The organism is Rhizobium sp. N324, assembly GCF_001664485.1.
Lineage (GTDB): Bacteria > Pseudomonadota > Alphaproteobacteria > Rhizobiales > Rhizobiaceae > Rhizobium.
Genome location: NZ_CP013630.1, coordinates 2410066 through 2429588, shown reverse-complemented (window position 1 = coordinate 2429588; position 19523 = coordinate 2410066). Strand labels below are relative to the sequence as shown.

Genomic DNA, 19523 nt, shown 5'->3' with positions numbered 1-19523 from the left:
CCCGAATTATATAGTGGACGGAAACCCGTCCAGCATGACCGGGTTCAATTCTTCGATTTAAGGGAGAGCCCGAAGGCGCATGTCAGCCATCCGCGGCGAAAAGGTCACGTTTCGCAAGAAGGATATCGTTGCGCTGGACCGCTTGCCGTCCGCCCAGGCCGAGGATCCGATCATCGTCCATTGCCCGCCGCCGCGTTCGCCGATGCGGCGTACGGCGAAGCTGGCCGCAGGGTTTCTGGGGGTGATTCTGCTTGTTCTCGCTGCGATCGTCTTCACCGTCGAGAGCGGCATGTTCGACAAGCCGCTGTCGCAGCAGGCGCAGGCGGCGTTGAACGGCGTGGCCGGACCGCGCTACCGCGCCGAGGTCGGCTCCACCGTCATCCGCTTCACCTCGGATTTCCGGCTGGCGCTGGAAGCGCGCAACGTCAACATGATCGATGAGCAGAGCGGCCAGCATCTGTCGACAACGGGTTCGGTGCGCCTGGGGCTCGATCCGCTGCAGCTTTTCCGCGGCCGCATCGCCGTCACCGACATCGAAGCCGACGATATCGCGCTCGATACCGCGCTTCTGCCCTCGGGCAATCCTGTGACGCTCGACGATCTGCGCATCGACGCCATGCCGGCGGCGATGGAGAAAATCTTCTCGCAGTTCGATATGTTCGACGGTATCGTGACGCGCGGCTCGACCAATTCGGTGCGCATTTCCGGCATAAACATCAAGCTTGCCGACACCGCCAACGGGCCGCTGTCGCTGGTCGTCGACAATCTCGTCTTTGCCCATGCCGGCCCATCCTCGCTGCAATTGACTGGCGAGGTGGCGCTGAACGGCGAGGTGGCCGAACTCGAGGTGCTGGCCGAGAAGGAAGACCGCCAGGTGTCGAAGGTCGTGGCGACGCTCAAGCATGCCGACCTCACGCCCTTTGCGCTGAAACGCAACGATCAGGGCGTGATCCGGCAGGGACTGAGCGCCTTCGCCGACCTGACGGTATCGGCCACGCGAGCGCGTGATGGCGTGCAGCCGGCGCTTGCGGCGACCGTCGATATCGAACCCGGCCTGATCTATGCGGACGGCGATCCGCAGGAACTGTCGGGCGGACAGATCAATCTCGTCTATGATTTCGCCAAGCAGACCCTCGAAATCGCCCGGTCGAACGCCCGGTTCGGCGCGACCACGGTTCCGATCAACGGCGCGCTGATCGATCTCGACAAGCTCGATCCGCAAGCCGGAAAGGGCTTCGGCATCGACCTTCTGGTCAGCGGCGGCACGGCAGCCCCCAGCGGCTCCGGCGAGCAGCCGGTCGCCTTCGACATCCAGGCGACCGGGCGCTACCTCGTCGCCGGCCGGGAATTCCTTTTTCCCAACATGACCGTCTCCAGCCCGCTCGGCGCGCTTTACGGAGCACTGCACGTCAAGCTCGGCGGCAAATCGCCGGAGATCAGCTTTGCCGGCCAGTCGGCACAGCTGCAGACGACGGCGATCAAGCAGCTGTGGCCGTTCTGGATGGCGCCGAAGGTGCGCACCTGGGTACACGGCAACCTCTTCGGCGGCACCGTCACCAACGCCTCCATCTCCGTCTTCATTCCCTTCGGCAGGCTGGACGAGGCGGCCGGCGGTAAGGGGTTGAAGCTCGACGCCAACCAGATCCGCATCGGCTTCGACATCGCGGACGCGCGGATGAACGTCGCCGGCGACATTCCGCCCGTTCGCGACATGGCGGCCCATTTCGACCTGACCGGCCCCACTGCGACGATCGCGATCAAGAGCGGCACGTCGTTTTTCCCCTCCGGCCGATCTGTCGGTCTCGGGCAGGGAACCTTCGCCATACCGGCAACCTACGACAAGCCGCTGATGGCCGATATCGATCTGGCGATCTCAGGGACAGCGGACGCCGTCGGCGAGCTTCTGACCTACCGGCCGATCCGGGTGCTGCAGCGCGCCGGCTTTACGCCCGACGATTTCAAGGGGCGGATCGAGGCGAATGTGAAGGCGCATTTCGGCCTGCTGTCCTCGCAGAACCCGCCGCCGGCCGAATGGGCGGCGAATATGAAGCTTACCGATATCGATCTTGCCAAGCCGTTTTCCGGCCGAACGATCAGCAATCTCGACGGCACGCTGAACGGCAATCCGAAACAGATCACCCTGGATGCCAAGGCCCAGATAGACGGCGTCCCGGCCGATATCGATCTTACTGAGCCGGTCGAGGCATCCGACAGCGCGAAGCGGCAGCGGGTGATCACCGCGACGCTTTCCGAGGAGCAGCGCAACAAGCTGATACCCGGCCTTTCCGGCATCATCGGCGGCAGCGTCAAGATGGTGCTGACGCGGATCGACGACGACCGGCAGGACGTTCAGCTCGACCTCACCCGGTCGCAACTCGACCTGCCGTGGATCGGCTGGTCGAAGGGCAGCGGCATTACAGCTTCGGCGGAATTTGAAACATCCGGCCCGGCCGACAATACCCAGATCAAGAACTTCCGGCTGAAGGGTGACGGTTTCGGCGCCAACGGATCGATGAACATCGGTAAAGGCGGGCTGATCTCGGCCGATTTCGACAGCGTCAAACTCTCCTCGCTTGACGATTTCGCCCTGTCGGTGAAACGCAGCAAGGGGAATTTCGACGTCTCGGTCTCCGGCGACAGCGCCGACGCGCGGCCTGTGATCGCGCGGTTGAAATCGGGCTCGGGCGATGGCGATGATGACGGGGATGCCGGCGACACCGGGGTATCGGTGCGCGCCAGGCTGAAAAACGTCATCGGCTTCAACGATGAGAAGATCGGCAATTTCCAGGCGCAGGTGTCACTGCGCGGCGACAAGCTGCAGGCGTTGAACTTTTCCGCTGTGACCGACAGCGGCGAGGCCGTGGTCAGCCAGATGAAGGACGGTGGCGTCATCAACATCACCAGCGGCGATGCCGGCGCGGTCTCGCGTTTCGCCGACCTCTACCAGCATATGCAGGGCGGCCTGCTCAATCTGGCGATCCGGCTTTCGGCACAGGGCGGCTGGGATGGTTCGCTCGACGTGCGCCGTTTCTCGATCGTCAACGAACAACGGCTGCAGTCGATCGTCTCGACGCCTGTCGGAAGCGAGCAGCGCAGCCTCAACGAGGCCGTCAAGCGCGACATCGATACCTCTTCGCAACGCTTTCAGCGCGGTTTTGCCCGCGTTGTTTCGCGGGGCGGTATGGTCGGCATCGAGAATGGCGTGCTGCGCGGTGACCAGATCGGCGCGACCTTCCAGGGCGTCGTGCGTGACCGCAAGGGCAATATGGACATGACCGGCACCTTCATGCCGGCTTACGGTCTCAACCGGCTGTTTGCCGAACTGCCGCTGATAGGCGTCATCCTCGGAAACGGCAGCGACCGCGGCCTGATCGGCATCACCTTCAAACTGACAGGCAAGTTCGACCAGCCGAACCTGCAGATCAATCCGCTGTCGATCATCGCGCCGGGTGTCTTTAGGCAGATCTTCGAATTCCAGTGAGGCAGCGCCGAGAAGCTAAATCTCCCTACGCCTGAGGAGATAGTCTAGGCCGCCGACGCGATACCAGCGGTAGCCGTAAGCATCGAGCCTGACGGTGTGAAAGCCTTTCTCGTCCGCATCGCTGCTCGCGCCATCGGCGATGTCGATCAGCTGTCGCCCGTCTTCACCGACATCGGGATCGAAGGTCACCTCTGCCGGCTGCGCATGCAGATTGTGCAGGATCAACACGGAATTGCCGCGCCAGTCGTAACGAAGCGCCAGCACGCCGTCGTCACCCGTGTCGACCACGGAGAAATCGCCCCAGCCGATCTCCGGGGCTTCCTTGCGCATCCGGATCATCCGTTCGGTCCAGTTCAGCAGTGAATTGGGATCGCGCCGCTGTTCGGCGACGTTGACATGCTGGAACCCGTAGGGGCCGTCCTTGATGACAGGCGAGACAGGCTTTCCACTCTTGGTGAAACCGCCTTCCGGTTCCGTCGACCACTGCATCGGCGTGCGGGCGCAATTGCGTTCCGGCAAGGCCAGATCGTCTCCCATGCCGATCTCGTCGCCGTAGCGGATGACAGGCGTTCCCGGCAGCGAGAACAGCAGGCTGTAAGCCATCTCGATCCTGCGGCGGTCGCCGCCGAGCATCGGCGCCAGCCGACGGCGAATGCCCCTGTCGTATAGCTGCATGTCCTTTTCGGGTCCGAAGGCGGCAAAGACCGCGCCGCGCTGCTTTTCCGACAGCCGGCCGAGATCCAGTTCGTCGTGATTGCGCAGAAAAAGACCCCATTGGGCGGTCGCCGGGCGCGGTTTCGTCGTCTCCATCGCCTTCTTTAGCGGCCGCGTATCGGCGCTGGCGAGAGCATAAAACAGTGCCTGATTGACCTGGAAATTGAACATCATCTGCATGCGGTCGCCATCGTCGCCGAAATATTCGAAATTGTCTTTCGGCAGGATGTTGGCCTCGGCGAGAATGATGGAATCGCCCAGGCGCCATTGCAGGAATTCGCGAAATTTCCGCAGCATGTCGAACTGCTCGACGGGCTTGGAAACGTCTGCGCCTTTCGTCGCGATGATGAAGGGGGCGGCATCCATCCGGAAGCCGGAGACGCCGAGCTGGATCCAGAAGCCCATGATCTTGAGGATCTCGGCCTGCACTTCGGGATTGGAGGTGTTGAGATCGGGCTGGTGGTCGTAGAAACGGTGAAAATAATAGGCCTTGGCCTTTTCGTCATGGGTCCAGGTGGTCTTCTGGACGCCGGGGAAGACCATGCCCTGATCGGCATTCGCAGGTTTTTTCTCAGACCAGACGTACCAGTCGCGATAGCGTGAGTGCGGATCGCTCCTGGCGTCCTGGAACCAGGGATGGTCCTTGGAGGTGTGGTTGATCACCAGGTCGATCAGCACGCGGATACCGCGCTGCTTGGCGCCATGGGTGAACTCGACGAAATCGCCGAGCGAACCATAGCGCGGGTCGACATTGTAATAGTCGGAAACATCATAGCCGTCGTCGCGGCCGGGCGACGTCTGGAAGGGCATCAGCCAGATCGCCGTCACGCCAAGGCCGGAGAGATAATCGAGGCGCCGCATCAGCCCCTGAAAATCACCGACGCCGTCGCCGTTCGCATCCATGAAGGTCTCGACCGAGAGGCAGTAGATGACGGCGTTCTTATACCAGAGGTCGTTGATCATGCCGGCGCTCCAATTCAATCTGGTCGCAAATCCCGGCGGGCGGAAAAGGTTCCGATAAAGCGGTCATTGTCGCGCGGCTTATCCGCTGATTCCGACCTATACTGACAAGTTGGGCAATGATGCTTTGCCTATTTTAGGTAATTCTGATGTAATGCAGCTTCCGGCCAGCAAATAATGGTCGGCGCGATGTCGGAGGATGCCATGCAGTGCGCTCGGACAGTCTCTTTCGTATCGGTCGCGGTGATCGCCGCCGCAGCTGGCGAGGTTTCGCATTCTGCAGAAAAAAGCGACCGGCTGAGGCCGCCGGAGCTCATTCGTTCCGCCCATGTGCTGACGGTTCCTCTCGACGCGACGGTGACGCCGCCGACCTTCTCGATCAGCTGGTGGTCACGCGTGACGCGCGCGCCAGACGCCAATCCGCCTCCCTATGTGTTCCAGGAGGCGGAACGAATGGATGCCATTTCTCGGCCCGGCGTTGAGTGAGGGCTGTGCGCCACTCAGGAGTTGGGCAGAGAAAAAGCCGGCGCGGGCGCCGGCTTTGATATCCGTTCGAAACTGAATCCGCTTAGGCGGCGCGGCGGATCAGGATGTGCTTCTTCTTGCCGAGCGAGAGCTTGATGACGCCGTCGGCGGTGATTTCACTGCTGCCGATCAGACGGCGTTCGTCGCTGACCGCCTGGTCGTTGATGCGCACCGCGCCGCCCTGGACGTGGCGGCGCGCTTCCCCGTTCGAGCCGGCAAGGCCAGCGCGGACCATCAGCGAGAGCAGGCCAATGCCGCCGTCGAGTTCGGTGGCGGGGATATCGACCGAAGGCAGGTTTTCCGAGAGCCCGCCTTCCTCGAAGGTCTTGCGCGCCGTTTCCGCGGCCTGCTCGGCGGCCGGGCGGCCGTGCAGGATCGCGGTGACTTCGGTCGCCAGGATCTTCTTGACCTCGTTGATCTCCGAACCGCCGAGAGCCGAAAGCCGTGCGATTTCATCCATCGGCAGCGTCGTGTAGAGCTTCAGGAAGCGTGGGACGTCGGCGTCCTCGGTGTTGCGCCAGTACTGCCAGAAATCATAGGCCGACAGCATGTCGGCGTTCAGCCAGATCGCGCCCGTCGCCGACTTGCCCATTTTGGCGCCCGACGACGTCGTCAGCAGCGGTGATGTCAATGCATAGAGCTGCTGTGTCCCCATGCGGTGACCGAGGTCGATGCCGTTGACGATGTTGCCCCACTGGTCCGAACCGCCCATCTGCAGGCGGCAGTCGTAGCGCTTGGCGATCTCGACGAAGTCGTAGGCCTGGAGGATCATGTAGTTGAATTCCAGGAAGGACAGCGACTGTTCGCGGTCAAGGCGTGTCTTCACGCTGTCGAAGGACAACATGCGATTGACCGAGAAGTGCTTGCCGACATCGCGGAGGAATTCGAGATAGTTCAGCGAGCGCAGCCATTCGGCGTTGTTGATCATCAGCGCGTCCTTGGGACCGTCGCCGTAGTTCAGGTAACTGGAGAACACACGCTTGATCGAGGCGATGTTGCCTTCGATCGTATCCACGGTCATGAGCTGGCGGGCCTCTTCCTTGAAAGAGGGATCGCCGACCATACCGGTGCCGCCGCCCATCAGCGAGATGGCGCGATGACCGGTCTTCTGCATCCAGTGCAGCATCATGATCTGGATCAGCGAGCCGGCGTGCAGGCTGGGCGCCGTTGGATCGAAGCCGATATAAGCTGTCACGGTTTCCTTGGCGAACAGGTCGTCGAGGCCACGTTCATCGGAGACCTGATGAATGAAGCCACGCTCTTTCAGCGTGCGGAGGAAATCGGACTTGAACTCGGACATGGCTTTCGTCTCTTGGTGTCTGCGCTTGACCGATGGGGCTCGCGCAAGTTCGTTGTTGTTGATCTGTCGCGGCGCGTTTAGCACTGTTTTTAGAAAAGTGCATCCGGGAATCGCATGGGAGGCAAGCCTCATGGACGTCATCAGAACCGCGATCGGCCTGATGAGCGGCACGTCGATGGATGGAATTGACGTCGCGCTGATCAGGACCGACGGCCGCGGCTTCATCGAACGCGGGCCTTTCATCGGCGTGCCTTATGATGCCGATTTCCGGGGGCGGCTGAAACGGGCGCTGGAACTGGCGCGGCCGCTGACTGACAGGCACGGCCGCCCCGCTGAACTTCGCGACATCGAGCTTGAGTTGACCCAACGGCATGCAATTGCCGTTACGGCATTCCTAGAGCGTTTCGGGCTTGCTGCCGATGCCGTCGATGTTCTCGGCTTCCATGGCCAGACGGTGCTGCATCGACCCGATGAGGGGCTGACGATCCAGATCGGCGACGGCGAGGAATTGGCGCGCCGAACCGGCATGCCGGTGGTCTACGACATGCGCGCCAACGATATGGTCCACGGCGGCCAGGGCGCGCCGCTGGTGCCGGCCTATCACGCCGCACTGGCAGGAAAATTCCAGCAGGCCGGGCAGGCGGTCTGTTTCGTCAATATCGGCGGCATCTCCAATCTGACGTTCATCGGCACGGACGGGCGGATATCGGCCTTCGACAGCGGCCCGGGCAATACGCTGATCGACCAGTGGGTGGAGATGCAGACCGGCAGAACCTATGATCCCGGCGGCGAGATTGCCGGACGCGGCAAGGTCGTGGTCGCCTTGGCGGAGCGTTATCTTGATAACCCGTTCTTCCGCGGCAATGTCCGCCGCTCGCTCGATCGCGGCGACTTCGCGCCGCTTCATCATGGCGAGGCGAGCCTTGAAGACGGTGCCCGGACGCTGGCGCATGTCGCCGCCGCGTCGATCATCAAATCCGCCGGTTTTCTGCCCGAGATCCCATCTGTCTATATCGTCTGCGGCGGCGGGCGGCTGAACGTCACGTTGATGGCGGAGTTTTCGGCGATGGCCGAAGCGCTGGGCTCGAAGGTATTGACCGCCGAGCAGGCCGACTTCGATGGCGATGCGATGGAGGCAGAGGCCTGGGCCTATCTCGCCGTCCGCTCACTGGACGGGCTGCCGTTGACGTTTCCCGGCACGACCGGAGTTGCCGCTCCCGTCAGCGGCGGTGTGCTCGCAAGGCCATGAGCGCAACGAACATCTTGAAGGCACCGCGGCTCACCGCTGATATGCGACTGGCAAAGCCCTAACTCTTTGCGGCAATCGGCCGGACATTGGATCCGCGTCCAACCTGCTTGCCGTCCTCAACGCCCCTGACCTGGGCGATGAACGAGAACTTCTTGCGAAGGCCGAGGATCGGCTTCTCGATGAAGTGCCAGGACAGCACCGCGACGGCGAGGGCCGAGGGCAGGCCGACGAGATAGAGCGCCAGCGCCCCATATTTCGGAAAGAGAAACACCGAGGGAAACGCGCTGATCCAGATCTGCAAGAAGGGATCATGGTAGAGATAGACGCCGTAGGAATAATCGCCTTTCCTGAAGAAGGACGGGATCGGCACTTCCGACAGACCGATGAAGACGGTGATATAAACAAGGGAAGTGATGACGATCGGCCGGTTGATCACCGACTCCACCGCGCGGCTGTCGAGGGTGAGAATGGCGGTGATGCAGATCAGGCAGGCGGCGGCGAATAGCCAGCGGGAATGCGGAATGACCGCTTTGAACTGAAAGGCGACGATGCCCATCATGAACGCCGTTATCAGCTGCGAGCCCCGGCTCATGAACAGGAAGCGCGCGATCGGCTTGATCGAGCCTGGGAACAGATAGGGCATCTTCTGCACGATCAGCCCGAGGACGATATAGGCGGCCGTCACGGCGAGCAGCTTGTAGCGCGTCTTCACGATGGCGGTGATCATCAGGAACGACATGATGATGTAGCAGAAGATTTCCCAGGGAACCGTCCAGAGAGCGCCGTTGACACGCTGGCTGGGATTGTCCTGGAAAACACCAGGCAGCTCGTAATGGATCCAGCCGACGATATTCAGGAAGTATTTGAAAAATCGCGGATCGGTAAAATAGTCGGCGTGATAGACTATCGTGACGATCGGCCCGATGATCAGCGAGCAAACGACGATATCGACGGCCAGTGCCGGGACAATGCGCAAGCCGCGATTGATCAGGAAATTTCGCAGACTCAGGCGCTGGGCGCTGCCGGCGATCAGAAATCCGCTCAACGCGAAAAACATCGGAACAAGAGCGTATTCAGTGAACCAGAATACCGAGCCCCTGATGAATGCATCATTCCTTGTCAGCAGAAAGGAATGGGTCAATACGATAGAAAAGGCGAGCCCAATTCGAAGAAAGTCGAACCCCGGACCAATACCCCTATACTTATCCAGGACTTCCCCGAACGACTTGGTCATTGCGGACCTCGCTTTAGTTAGGATCGCGAGGAACCTACCGCACTGCAATATGTATTGCAACACGGTAGATGATCTGTTTCGGGACAATCGACCCATGCGGCCCGGATCGCGCCGCATGAGATAGATGTGAGCGCTATGGCGTCAGCGAATTCGCTTGGCGGCCGGTTCCGGCACCAGTTCGCCGTTCAGGCGGCGGTCGAGATAATCCTCGCATTCGCCCATCAGCGTTTCCACCTGGCCGTTGAAGAAGTGGTTGGCATTGGAAACGGTGCGGTGGGTGATGAGAATGCCCTTCTGGGTCTTCAGCTTCTCCACAAGGCCGTTGACATCCTTTTCCGGCGCCACCTTGTCGGCCTCGCCGTTGATGATCAGGCCGGAGGAGGGGCAGGGCGCCAGAAAGGAGAAATCGTAAGTGTTCGGCTGCGGGGCGATCGACATGAAGCCTTCGATCTCCGGCCGGCGCATCAGAAGCTGCATGCCGATCCAGGAGCCGAAGGAATAGCCGGCGACCCAACAGGTCTTCGAATCAGGATGCAGGCTCTGCACCCAGTCGAGCGCCGAGGCGGCATCCGAAAGTTCGCCGGCGCCGTGGTCGAATTCGCCCTGGCTGCGGCCGATGCCCCGGAAATTGAAGCGCAGCGTCGTGAACCCACGCTTCTGGAACATGTAGAAGAGCTGGTAGACGATCTGATTGTTCATCGTGCCGCCGAACTGCGGATGCGGATGCAGAATCAGGGCGATGGGAGCGCTTTTTTCCTTGGAGGGCTGGTAGCGGCCTTCAAGACGGCCGGCTGGGCCGTTGAAAATAACTTCGGGCATTGGTACTCCGGGTTTTATTTCGCGTTCGCGCTGCGTCGGACGACAACATGACTTGACTAGTGTTGTCAGCTTTTCTAAAACGCAGTTTAGAACAATTCGAAACTTGCATGGCGATCCACGCATCGTGAATGTGTCATAAGGCAAGCCCGGCGGAAATTTCAAGAAAAATGAGCCGCGGGTGCTGAAGCAAGCTCGTCAAGCGCAGGACTGAAGATCATGGCGCCGCCACGCCTTTATCTCGACTGGAATGCCACAGCGCCGCTGCACCCCGCAGCCCGCGAGGCGATCATGCGCGCCATCGACATTTTCGGCAATCCGAATTCCGTTCACGGCGAAGGCCGTGCCGCCCGCGCCGCAATCGAATGTGCGCGGCGCAAATTGGCGGCGCTGGTCGGCACCGACGCCGGCAATGTGATCTTTACCAGCGGCGCCACCGAGGCCGCCAATCTGGTGCTGACGCCGGATTTCCGTATGGGCCGCACACCGCTTCAGCTCGGCCGCCTCTATTTTTCGGCAATCGAGCATCCGGCGGTGCGCGAAGGTGGCCGCTTCGCCAGGGAGAAGATGACCGAGCTTCCGGTCACTTCATCCGGCATCGTCGATATCGATGCGCTTGATGGACTGCTTAATGCGCATGACAAGGCCGTCGGCCTGCCGATGGTTGCCATTATGCTCGTCAACAATGAGACGGGCATCGTCCAGCCCGTGGAGGCGGCAGCCAAGATCGTCCATGCTCATGGCGGCCTCTTCGTCGTCGACGCCGTTCAGGCGGCCGGCCGCATCGGGCTCGATATCGGCAAGATCGGCGCCGATTTCATGATCGTTTCCTCGCACAAGATCGGCGGGCCGAAGGGCGCCGGGGCGCTGATTGCCCGCGGCGAAGCGCTGATGCCGCGGCCGCTGATCCAGGGCGGCGGGCAGGAGCGAGGTCACCGCTCGGGGACACAGAATTCACTGGCGCTGATCGGCTTCGGCGCGGCGGCTGAGGCTGCGGCCGACGAACTCGAGGCGCGCAATGCGGCGATCGCTGCGCTGCGCGAGCGGCTGGAAGCCGGCATGCGTCAGGCGGCAACCGATGTCGTGATCCACGGCGAGGGCGGCGAGCGGGTCGCCAATACGATCTTCTTCACCCTGCCGGGGCTGAAGGCCGAGACCGGGCAGATCGCCTTCGATCTCGAAGGCGTGGCGCTTTCGGCAGGCTCGGCCTGCTCGTCCGGCCGGCTCGGCGAGAGCCATGTGCTGACGGCGATGGGCCGCGACGCCAAGCTCGGGGGCTTGCGCATCTCGCTCGGCTTTTCGACGACGGAAGAGGATATCGACCGGGCGATTGCCGCTTTTGCAAAGATCGCCTGCCGGCGCAGGTCGGCGGGCGAGGCGGCCTGACCGCCTCATAAACTTGCGGAAACGCAAATTTCTGCTTGCCAACCGGGCTGAAAAGTCCCTTTTGGCCTCTTACATCAAGGGCAAGAATTTGCCCGATCTCAAGGGCAAGGAATTGCCCGTACGTTACAAGCTGCCGGACCTTGTATCCGGCGAGATTGGAGAACGAAATGGCTGCCGTGCAGGAAACGATCGACCAGGTTCGCCTGATCGATGTCGACCAGTACAAATACGGTTTCGAGACCGTCATCGAAATGGACAAGGCGCCGAAAGGCCTGTCCGAGGACATTATCCGCTTCATTTCGGCCAAGAAGCAAGAGCCGGAATGGATGCTGGAATGGCGCCTGGAAGCCTATCGGCGCTGGCTGACGCTGGAAGAGCCGACCTGGGCGCGCGTCGACTATCCGAAGATCGATTTCAACGACATCTATTATTACGCGGCGCCGAAGAGCACGCCGGGTCCGAAGTCGCTCGACGAGGTCGATCCGGAGCTGTTGAAGGTCTATGAAAAGCTCGGCATCCCGCTGCGTGAGCAGGAGATCCTGGCCGGCGTCGAGAAGCCGAAAATTGCCGTCGACGCGGTTTTCGACAGTGTCTCGGTCGTCACCACCTTCAAGGCTGAGCTGAAGAAGGCCGGCGTGATTTTCATGTCGATCTCGGAAGCGATCCGCGAATATCCCGATCTCGTGCGGAAATATCTCGGCTCGGTCGTGCCGACCTCGGACAACTATTACGCGACGCTGAATTCGGCGGTCTTTACCGACGGTTCCTTCGTCTTCGTGCCGAACGGCGTTCGTTGCCCGATGGAGCTTTCCACCTATTTCCGCATCAATGAGAAGGGCACCGGCCAGTTCGAGCGCACGCTGATCATCGCGGAAGAGGGTGCTTACGTCTCCTATCTCGAAGGCTGCACCGCACCCCAGCGCGATGAAAACCAGCTGCATGCCGCCGTGGTCGAGCTCGTGGCGCTCGACGATGCCGAGATCAAATATTCCACCGTCCAGAACTGGTATCCGGGCGACAAGGAAGGCAAGGGCGGCATCTACAACTTCGTCACCAAGCGTGGCGATTGCCGTGGCGACCGTTCGAAGATCTCCTGGACGCAGGTCGAGACCGGCTCTGCCATCACCTGGAAGTATCCGTCCTGCATCCTGCGCGGCGATGACTCCAGAGGCGAGTTCTACTCGATCGCCGTATCCAACGGCCATCAGCAGATCGACAGCGGCACCAAGATGATCCATCTCGGCAAGAACACGTCGAGCCGCATCGTCTCCAAGGGCATTGCCGCCGGCGTTTCGCAGAATACCTATCGCGGCCAGGTTTCGGCTCACCGCAAGGCTTCGAACGCCCGCAATTTCACCCAATGCGACTCGCTTCTGATCGGCGACAAGTGCGGCGCCCATACGGTGCCTTATATCGAGGCCAAGAACTCGACGGCGCAGTTCGAACACGAGGCGACCACCTCGAAGATCTCCGAAGACCAGTTGTTCTACTGCCTGCAGCGCGGCATCCCGACCGAGGCGGCGATCGCGCTGATCGTCAACGGCTTCGTCAAGGAAGTGCTGCAGGAACTGCCGATGGAATTTGCCGTTGAGGCGCAGAAGCTGATCAGCATCTCGCTGGAAGGCTCAGTCGGCTGACATGAGCGAGGCGGACAGGAAGCGAATTCTTGAACGTCTGACGAATATGCGCGGGGAGATATTGGCGAGAATTCGCCCCCGCGAAATTAGATACGAGACAGAAAAGCCGCCGGAGCAGCCTTACGTGTTTCTCCAGCAGCGCATGGAAAAACCAGGAAAGATTGTTCAGTTTCTCGAATGGTTTTGGTTCGTAACGCTGATGGTTTTCCGTGTCATTCGTTTTTTGGCGCGATAGCGCCGAGCGCAACAGGTCTATGTCCTTAGAAATTACGCGAGGCTCCGATGAGCTACGCAGAGAAAACGCAGGAACCAAAGATGCTTGAAATCAGAAACCTTCATGCCCGCATTGCCGAAGACGGCACCGAGATCATCCGTGGACTGAACCTGACGGTGAAGGCCGGCGAAGTTGCCGCGATCATGGGGCCGAACGGCTCCGGCAAGTCGACGCTCTCCTATGTGCTGTCCGGCCGCAGCGACTACGAAGTCACCGAGGGCGACATTCTCTATAACGGCGAGAGCATTCTCGAGCTCGATCCGGCCGAACGCGCCGCCAAGGGCGTCTTCCTCGCCTTCCAGTATCCAGTGGAAATTCCGGGTGTCGCCACCATGCAGTTCCTGAAGGTGGCGATGAACGAGCAGCGCAAGGCGCGCGGCGAGGACGAGTTGACGACGCCTGACTTCATGCGCCGGGTCAAGGATGCCGCCGGCAAACTGCAGATCAACACCGAGATGCTGAAGCGGCCGCTCAATGTCGGATTCTCCGGCGGCGAGAAGAAGCGCGCCGAAATCCTGCAGATGGCGCTGCTGGAGCCGAAGCTCTGCGTGCTCGACGAAACCGATTCCGGCCTCGACATCGACGCGCTGAAGATCGTTGCCGACGGCGTCAATGCGTTGCGTTCGCCGGATCGCGCCGTCGTGGTCATCACCCACTATCAGCGCCTGCTCGACTACATCGTGCCGGATACCGTCCACGTGCTCTACAAGGGCCAGGTGATCAAGTCGGGCGACAAGACGCTGGCGCATGAGCTTGAGGCCAACGGCTATGCCGATATCATCGGCGCGGCGGCCTGAGTTCGGGTGGAAAGGACGACGTCCATGAACATGCAGACGACGAGCCGCCTGACCGCGGCCGAAACGGCGCTGATCGAGGCCTTCAACCAGCAGATCGGCGATCTGCCGGGCAATGGCGCGGTGACAGCGCTGCGCGACCGGCTTCTCGACGACCTGAAGAAGGCCGGCCTGCCGACGCGCCGCATCGAGGCCTGGCATTACACCGATCTGAAAAATCTGCTGCGCACCCTGCCGCCACAGATCGGTGACGCCGGTTCCGACGCGCTTGAGCCGCTGGTTGCCGGCTCGACGGCGCTGGCGGTGATCCAGGGGCATGCCAACCAGAAGGCCGTCGCCGACGGCCTCGGCATTTCGGCCTATTCACAACGGTTGCTCGATGGCTCGGCCGCCGACGGGCTCGATGCGCTCGGCAGTGACGACGCAGTCGGCCGCATCAACGGCAGCTTCGTGCGCGACGGCTATGTCGTCGACGTGCCCGCCGAGACCGAGCTCGAGGCTCCGCTCGAAATTCAGTTCCTTCATGCCGGCGGGCAGGCGCATACTCGCCTTCCCGTTGCCTTCGGCGCCGGTGTCAAGGCGACCGTCATCGAGCGTCACCGTGCAGTGACCGGCGATGCGGCGCTGGTGTCCCATGTCAGTGACATCACAATCGGCGAGGGCGCCGAGCTGACCTGGATCATCCTGCAGCAGCATGGGGCCGAGGATACGCATCTTGGCCAGATCCGCATCGATCTCGGTGCTGACGCCAAACTTCGCCTGTTCGTCATCAATGCCGGCGGCAAGCTGGTGCGCCAGGAGCTGCATATCAAGGTAACGGGCGAGGGTGCCGACCTGACGCTGCGCGGCATCAACCTGCTTGGCGCAGAAAGCCATACCGACGTGACGATGGTGCTCGGCCACGACGTGCCGCACACCGGCTCGACCGAAGTGATCCGCAACGTCGTCTTCGACCGTGCCAAAGGTGTTTTCCAGGGCATGATCCGGGTGGCGCCGGATGCGCAGAAGACCGACGCCAAGATGGCCTGCAACACGCTGCTGATGTCCGACGATGCCGAATTCTCGGTCAAGCCCGAACTCGAGATCTTCGCCGACGACGTGCAGTGCGGCCATGGCGCGACGGTGACCGATATCGACGCCAACCATCTCTATTACCTGATGGCGCGCGGCATTCCGGAGAACAAGGCGCGGGCGATGCTCGTCAACGCTTTCGTCGCCGAGATCGTCGAGGAACTGGAAGACGAGGCCCTGGTCGAGGCGCTGGAAGGCGTGATTTCGGCCTGGCTCGAAAAGCACGCCTGATCGGATATAGCAATGGACAAGATCGTGCCGGCCACGCCATACGATGTCGAAGCTATCCGCCGGGATTTTCCGATCCTGGGGGAGAAGGTGCACGGCAAGCCGCTGGTCTATCTCGACAACGGCGCCTCGGCACAGAAGCCGCAGGTGGTGATCGACGCCATCTCGCATGCGTATAGCCACGAATATGCCAATGTGCATCGCGGCCTGCATTATCTGTCGAATGCCGCGACCGATGCTTATGAGGCGGCGCGCGAGAAGGTTCGCCGTTTCCTCAACGCCCCTTCGGTCAACGACATCGTCTTCACCAAGAATTCGACGGAAGCGATCAACACCGTCGCCTATGGCTGGGGCATGCCTGAGATCGGAGAAGGTGACGAGATCGTCCTGACGATCATGGAGCACCACTCCAACATCGTGCCCTGGCACTTCATTCGCGAGCGGCAGGGCGCCAAGCTTGTCTGGGTGCCGGTGGACGACGAGGGCGCCTTCCATATCGAGGATTTCGAGAAAAGCCTGACGGAGCGCACCAAGCTCGTCGCCATCACCCATATGTCGAATGCGCTCGGCACGATCGTTCCCGTCAAGGAGGTCTGCCGCATTGCGCATGAGCGTGGCATTCCGGTCTTGATCGACGGCAGCCAGGGTGCGGTGCATCTGCCTGTGGATGTGCAGGACATCGATTGCGACTGGTACGTGATGACCGGCCACAAGCTTTACGGGCCTTCCGGCATCGGCGTGCTCTACGGCAAGAAGGAGCGGCTTTCACAGATGCGCCCCTTCCAGGGCGGCGGCGAGATGATTTTCGAGGTGGCCGAGGATGCGGTCACCTACAACGATCCGCCGCATCGCTTCGAGGCCGGCACGCCGCCGATCGTCCAGGCGATCGGGCTCGGTTATGCGCTCGACTATATGGAGAAGGTCGGCCGCGAGGCGATCGCCCGGCATGAGGCCGATCTTGCCGCTTACGCGGTCGAGCGGCTGAAGTCGGTCAATTCGCTGCGGGTGTTCGGAACGGCGCCCGACAAGGGCAGCATCTTTTCCTTCGAGCTTGCCGGCATCCATGCTCACGACGTCTCTATGGTGATCGACCGGCAGGGCGTTGCGGTGCGGGCGGGCACGCATTGCGCCATGCCGCTCTTGAAACGCTTCGGCGTCACCTCCACATGCCGTGCATCCTTCGGCATGTACAATACCCGCGCCGAGGTCGATGCCCTGGCCGATGCGCTTGAATATGCGCGCAAGTTCTTTGCTTGAGGAGTGTCCGTGATGAGCCTGGACGAAAGCGAACAGAAGATCGACGTGCGCGAAGGCATCGTGCATTCGAGCATCCCGGCCGATGAGCTGGCGCGGTTGAGCGACGACGTCATCGGCGCGCTGAAAACGGTGTACGACCCGGAAATTCCGGCCGACATCTTCGAACTCGGTCTGATCTACAAGATCGACATCGAGGACGACCGGATGGTGAAGATCATGATGACGCTGACCGCGCCCGGCTGCCCGGTCGCCGGCGAGATGCCGGGCTGGGTTGAGAATGCCGTCGGCGCCGTCGAAGGCGTGTCCGGCGTCGAGGTCGAAATGACCTTCGATCCGCCGTGGACGCCGGATCGCATGTCCGAAGAGGCGCAGGTCGCTATTGGCTGGTACTGATACAGTACCGTGGTATTGATCCGTTTACGTGCGACGACTACATTTGAATCACGAAGCGCCGGATCTTGACCCCGGTTGTGGAAGGAGATCGAGCCCATGGGCTTTGCAGTGATGAGCATGACGGACGGGGCTGCTGCCCGCGTCAAGGCGATCGTCGAAAATTCCGGCCCGGAGGCCAAGGGTGTGCGCGTCGGCATCAAGAAGGGCGGCTGCGCCGGGATGGAATACACCATCGATCTGGTGACCGAGCCCAATGCCAAGGACGATCTGATCGAGCGCGATGGTGCCAGGGTCTGGGTCGAACCGTCAGCCGTTCTCTATCTTCTCGGCACTGAAATGGGCTTCGAGCAGACGACACTGCGCTCAGGCTTCACCTTCACCAATCCGAACCAGACATCGGCTTGCGGCTGCGGCGAATCCGTTGAGCTGAAACCCGCCGATCTGGCAGCCCTTGCCGCACAGCGCCAAAGCGAGCCGGCGCATTCCTGACCCGGCGGGCTGTCTTTAAATTTCCGGGCAGAGTTAAATTATCTGCGACGCAGCATCTTACGGCAGTGCTCAGTCGCGCTTGATGCTTATCAGCATTTCCCACATATCCGCGCCGGTCTCGAAGACCACTGCGTTCGCCTTGTAGGCCTGTTCGGCTTCGATCAGGTCGGTCAGTTCGGTGGCCGGGTCGACATCCGACGCCGTCGGGCTGACGCTCGCCTGAACGCCGCCCGATGCGACGGAGGTGAGGCTGGTGTTCAGCCTGGCGTAACCTGACGTGCTGCTGTTTGCGACGTTGCTGGCGATCGCGCCGACCCGCGTCGTCTGCGCCCGCATTCCCGAAAGGGCGGTGCTCGTCATGCCCGATATGCTCATCAGCCGTTTCCCCAGAACTGGATGATCGTCTTTTACCCGCAAGGATTTAGAGAATGCTGAAGGCGTTGCGTTAGCAAAGACCTACAGGATGTGCGTCCTGCCGTTCCGCCTGTCTCGGATTGGCACGGAACCTGTTTCGCTATCGCGACGCCACCCAGTCGTGCCAATCGCTTTCATTGCCGTTGAAAACGTTGAGGTCGATCTTGCCGTCGACGCCGTCGGAAAGGCCGGAGCCGGAATATTGCCAGAACAGCCATTTGCGGCCCGGATAGACCTTGGACGGGTGGGCGGCGACCGAGCGCAGCCAGAAGGGATAGTCGAGCATCTGGCCCTTCAAATTGTCACGGTAGAAATCCGGTGCCGTGTAGATGATCGGGCGCTGGCCGTAATGGCGCTCCAGCTTGTCCATGAAGACCTGCATCTTTTCCCGCACACGGGCGGGAGATATGCGCCGCTTGCAGCTCGATTCGCCGTTCCATTCGACGTCGATCACCGGCGGAAGCGCGTTTGCTTCCCGCGGTACGTTGCGGATGAACCAGTCGGCCTGTTCGCCCGCCGTCCGGCACCAGTAGAAGAAGTGATAGGCGCCGTGTTTCAGGCCGGCTTCCTTGGCCCGGCGCCAGTTCTTCCTGAACATCGGATCGAGGTGATCGCCGCCGTCGGTCGCCTTGATGTAGACGAAGTTCGCGCCTTGCCGACGCAAGGTATCCCAGTCGATTTCGCCCTGCCAGCGCGATACGTCGACGCCGTGCACGGCAAGCTTTCTCGGCGAGGTGGAACCAAAATTGATCGGTTTGGCGTCGCGGAAGCGGTGGCTGTAGATCTGTCCGCGGGACGGCGATTTCCTGCCGGCATCCGGATCGGCTTCCGGGTTGCCGGGCATAAGCATCGCCACCGGTCGTTCCGTCGGCATCGGCATGCCGACCGGCCGGTCCGCGGGGACGAGCGCCTGTGGTTCGGGAACCGGCCCGGTCCAGCTCAACGCTTCCTGCGGCGCGCCTGTCTGTGCCGTGTCGCCGACGGCGGCGGCCGGTATCGGGCCGTTCGGCTTGGTGATCGCATTGGTCGTTTCCGCCGACGGCACTGGCGTGAGCACATCTTCGGCGCCGGAACTGGCGGCGCATCCCGACAGGACCAGGGCGGCAAGGAGGATTGCTGGCAAAGCCGATGGACGCATGAGAACCTGCACGCAAAACAAAAAGGTCGACGGCTATATTCCCGCTGGAAAAAACCGCCCATTTTCAATTGCTAACAGAGACTTGCTAAGAAAGGTTAAATTTGAACCTATTGCCTCGAAACGGGCATCGGCGAGTTCGTCGCCGGCAATGCATTGAGATTGT

General features: G+C 61.4%; 17 protein-coding genes. 11 read left to right on the top strand and 6 right to left on the bottom strand.

Features of this window, described 5'->3' with window-relative positions; genetic code table 11:
• Positions 1–79: 79 nt before the first annotated feature.
• Complete coding sequence (locus tag AMK05_RS11730) at positions 80–3481, top strand: YhdP family protein (protein WP_064838605.1); 3402 nt, start codon at positions 80–82, stop codon at positions 3479–3481.
• 15 nt (positions 3482–3496) lie between these two features.
• Here AMK05_RS11730 and AMK05_RS11725 read toward each other — a convergent pair whose 3' ends face one another.
• Positions 3497–5158, bottom strand: coding sequence for an alpha-amylase family protein (locus AMK05_RS11725; RefSeq protein WP_064838604.1), 1662 nt, complete (start codon positions 5156–5158; stop codon positions 3497–3499).
• A gap of 201 nt (positions 5159–5359) precedes the next feature.
• Here AMK05_RS11725 and AMK05_RS11720 point away from each other — a divergent pair, with 201 nt between their 5' ends.
• On the top strand, positions 5360–5641 hold the full coding sequence (locus AMK05_RS11720; RefSeq protein ID WP_064841343.1) for a hypothetical protein: 282 nt from the start codon (positions 5360–5362) through the stop codon (positions 5639–5641).
• A gap of 82 nt (positions 5642–5723) precedes the next feature.
• Here AMK05_RS11720 and tyrS read toward each other — a convergent pair whose 3' ends face one another.
• The gene (gene tyrS / locus AMK05_RS11715; protein WP_064838603.1) at positions 5724–6980 is read right to left on the bottom strand and encodes a tyrosine--tRNA ligase; all 1257 of its coding nucleotides are present in this window, start codon (positions 6978–6980) and stop codon (positions 5724–5726) included.
• A gap of 130 nt (positions 6981–7110) precedes the next feature.
• On the opposite strand from tyrS, the gene AMK05_RS11710 reads away from it, so the two are divergent.
• Positions 7111–8229: an anhydro-N-acetylmuramic acid kinase gene (locus AMK05_RS11710; RefSeq protein WP_064838602.1), complete on the top strand. Its 1119-nt coding sequence runs from the start codon at positions 7111–7113 to the stop codon at positions 8227–8229.
• 58 nt (positions 8230–8287) lie between these two features.
• Here AMK05_RS11710 and AMK05_RS11705 read toward each other — a convergent pair whose 3' ends face one another.
• Together AMK05_RS11705 and AMK05_RS11700 are read right to left on the bottom strand one after the other, a co-directional pair.
• Positions 8288–9463 carry an acyltransferase family protein gene (locus tag AMK05_RS11705; protein ID WP_064838601.1) on the bottom strand — a complete coding sequence of 392 codons (1176 nt, stop codon included), beginning with the start codon at positions 9461–9463 and terminating at the stop codon, positions 8288–8290.
• A gap of 141 nt (positions 9464–9604) precedes the next feature.
• Entirely contained in the window at positions 9605–10282 is a 678-nt protein-coding gene (locus tag AMK05_RS11700; protein ID WP_003568896.1) for an alpha/beta hydrolase, read from the bottom strand.
• A 216-nt stretch (positions 10283–10498) separates the two neighbouring features.
• Here AMK05_RS11700 and AMK05_RS11695 point away from each other — a divergent pair, with 216 nt between their 5' ends.
• From AMK05_RS11695 to sufA, 8 genes are all read left to right on the top strand, one after another.
• Positions 10499–11665 carry a cysteine desulfurase family protein gene (locus AMK05_RS11695; RefSeq protein WP_064838600.1) on the top strand — a complete coding sequence of 389 codons (1167 nt, stop codon included), beginning with the start codon at positions 10499–10501 and terminating at the stop codon, positions 11663–11665.
• 167 nt (positions 11666–11832) lie between these two features.
• Positions 11833–13302 carry a Fe-S cluster assembly protein SufB gene (sufB, locus tag AMK05_RS11690; protein WP_064838599.1) on the top strand — a complete coding sequence of 490 codons (1470 nt, stop codon included), beginning with the start codon at positions 11833–11835 and terminating at the stop codon, positions 13300–13302.
• A gap of 1 nt (position 13303) precedes the next feature.
• Positions 13304–13537: a hypothetical protein gene (locus AMK05_RS11685; protein WP_064838598.1), complete on the top strand. Its 234-nt coding sequence runs from the start codon at positions 13304–13306 to the stop codon at positions 13535–13537.
• 80 nt (positions 13538–13617) lie between these two features.
• On the top strand, positions 13618–14373 hold the full coding sequence (sufC, locus tag AMK05_RS11680) for a Fe-S cluster assembly ATPase SufC (protein WP_037073856.1): 756 nt from the start codon (positions 13618–13620) through the stop codon (positions 14371–14373).
• Positions 14374–14397: 24 nt separating this feature from the next.
• Positions 14398–15672 (top strand): Fe-S cluster assembly protein SufD, encoded by a 1275-nt coding sequence (gene sufD, locus AMK05_RS11675; protein ID WP_064838597.1) that lies wholly within the window; start codon positions 14398–14400, stop codon positions 15670–15672.
• A 12-nt stretch (positions 15673–15684) separates the two neighbouring features.
• Positions 15685–16926 (top strand): cysteine desulfurase, encoded by a 1242-nt coding sequence (locus AMK05_RS11670; protein WP_064838596.1) that lies wholly within the window; start codon positions 15685–15687, stop codon positions 16924–16926.
• A 12-nt stretch (positions 16927–16938) separates the two neighbouring features.
• A complete protein-coding gene (locus AMK05_RS11665) occupies positions 16939–17319 on the top strand; it encodes an SUF system Fe-S cluster assembly protein (RefSeq protein ID WP_064838595.1) in 381 nt (126 codons plus the stop codon).
• A 96-nt stretch (positions 17320–17415) separates the two neighbouring features.
• The gene (gene sufA / locus AMK05_RS11660) at positions 17416–17808 is read left to right on the top strand and encodes a Fe-S cluster assembly scaffold SufA (RefSeq protein WP_003586280.1); all 393 of its coding nucleotides are present in this window, start codon (positions 17416–17418) and stop codon (positions 17806–17808) included.
• A 69-nt stretch (positions 17809–17877) separates the two neighbouring features.
• On the opposite strand, the gene AMK05_RS11655 is transcribed toward sufA, so the two are convergent.
• Complete coding sequence (locus AMK05_RS11655; RefSeq protein WP_064838594.1) at positions 17878–18183, bottom strand: flagellar basal body rod protein FlgC; 306 nt, start codon at positions 18181–18183, stop codon at positions 17878–17880.
• A 139-nt stretch (positions 18184–18322) separates the two neighbouring features.
• Entirely contained in the window at positions 18323–19360 is a 1038-nt protein-coding gene (locus AMK05_RS11650) for a glycoside hydrolase family 25 protein (protein ID WP_064838593.1), read from the bottom strand.
• Positions 19361–19523 lie beyond the last annotated feature (163 nt).

Excerpts from the sequence above, each read along its gene's own strand:
- AMK05_RS11710 (WP_064838602.1), top strand. The coding sequence starts at position 7,111 with ATGGACGTCATCAGAACCGCGATCGGCCTGATGAGCGGCACGTCGATG.
- AMK05_RS11650 (WP_064838593.1), bottom strand. The coding sequence starts at position 19,360 with ATGCGTCCATCGGCTTTGCCAGCAATCCTCCTTGCCGCCCTGGTCCTG.
- sufB (WP_064838599.1), top strand. The coding sequence starts at position 11,833 with ATGGCTGCCGTGCAGGAAACGATCGACCAGGTTCGCCTGATCGATGTC.
- AMK05_RS11695 (WP_064838600.1), top strand. The coding sequence starts at position 10,499 with ATGGCGCCGCCACGCCTTTATCTCGACTGGAATGCCACAGCGCCGCTG.
- sufA (WP_003586280.1), top strand. The coding sequence starts at position 17,416 with ATGGGCTTTGCAGTGATGAGCATGACGGACGGGGCTGCTGCCCGCGTC.
- sufC (WP_037073856.1), top strand. The coding sequence starts at position 13,618 with ATGCTTGAAATCAGAAACCTTCATGCCCGCATTGCCGAAGACGGCACC.
- AMK05_RS11705 (WP_064838601.1), bottom strand. The coding sequence starts at position 9,463 with ATGACCAAGTCGTTCGGGGAAGTCCTGGATAAGTATAGGGGTATTGGT.
- AMK05_RS11670 (WP_064838596.1), top strand. The coding sequence starts at position 15,685 with ATGGACAAGATCGTGCCGGCCACGCCATACGATGTCGAAGCTATCCGC.
- AMK05_RS11665 (WP_064838595.1), top strand. The coding sequence starts at position 16,939 with ATGAGCCTGGACGAAAGCGAACAGAAGATCGACGTGCGCGAAGGCATC.
- AMK05_RS11655 (WP_064838594.1), bottom strand. The coding sequence starts at position 18,183 with ATGAGCATATCGGGCATGACGAGCACCGCCCTTTCGGGAATGCGGGCG.
- AMK05_RS11730 (WP_064838605.1), top strand. The coding sequence starts at position 80 with ATGTCAGCCATCCGCGGCGAAAAGGTCACGTTTCGCAAGAAGGATATC.
- AMK05_RS11725 (WP_064838604.1), bottom strand. The coding sequence starts at position 5,158 with ATGATCAACGACCTCTGGTATAAGAACGCCGTCATCTACTGCCTCTCG.
- tyrS (WP_064838603.1), bottom strand. The coding sequence starts at position 6,980 with ATGTCCGAGTTCAAGTCCGATTTCCTCCGCACGCTGAAAGAGCGTGGC.
- AMK05_RS11685 (WP_064838598.1), top strand. The coding sequence starts at position 13,304 with ATGAGCGAGGCGGACAGGAAGCGAATTCTTGAACGTCTGACGAATATG.
- AMK05_RS11700 (WP_003568896.1), bottom strand. The coding sequence starts at position 10,282 with ATGCCCGAAGTTATTTTCAACGGCCCAGCCGGCCGTCTTGAAGGCCGC.
- AMK05_RS11720 (WP_064841343.1), top strand. The coding sequence starts at position 5,360 with ATGCAGTGCGCTCGGACAGTCTCTTTCGTATCGGTCGCGGTGATCGCC.
- sufD (WP_064838597.1), top strand. The coding sequence starts at position 14,398 with ATGAACATGCAGACGACGAGCCGCCTGACCGCGGCCGAAACGGCGCTG.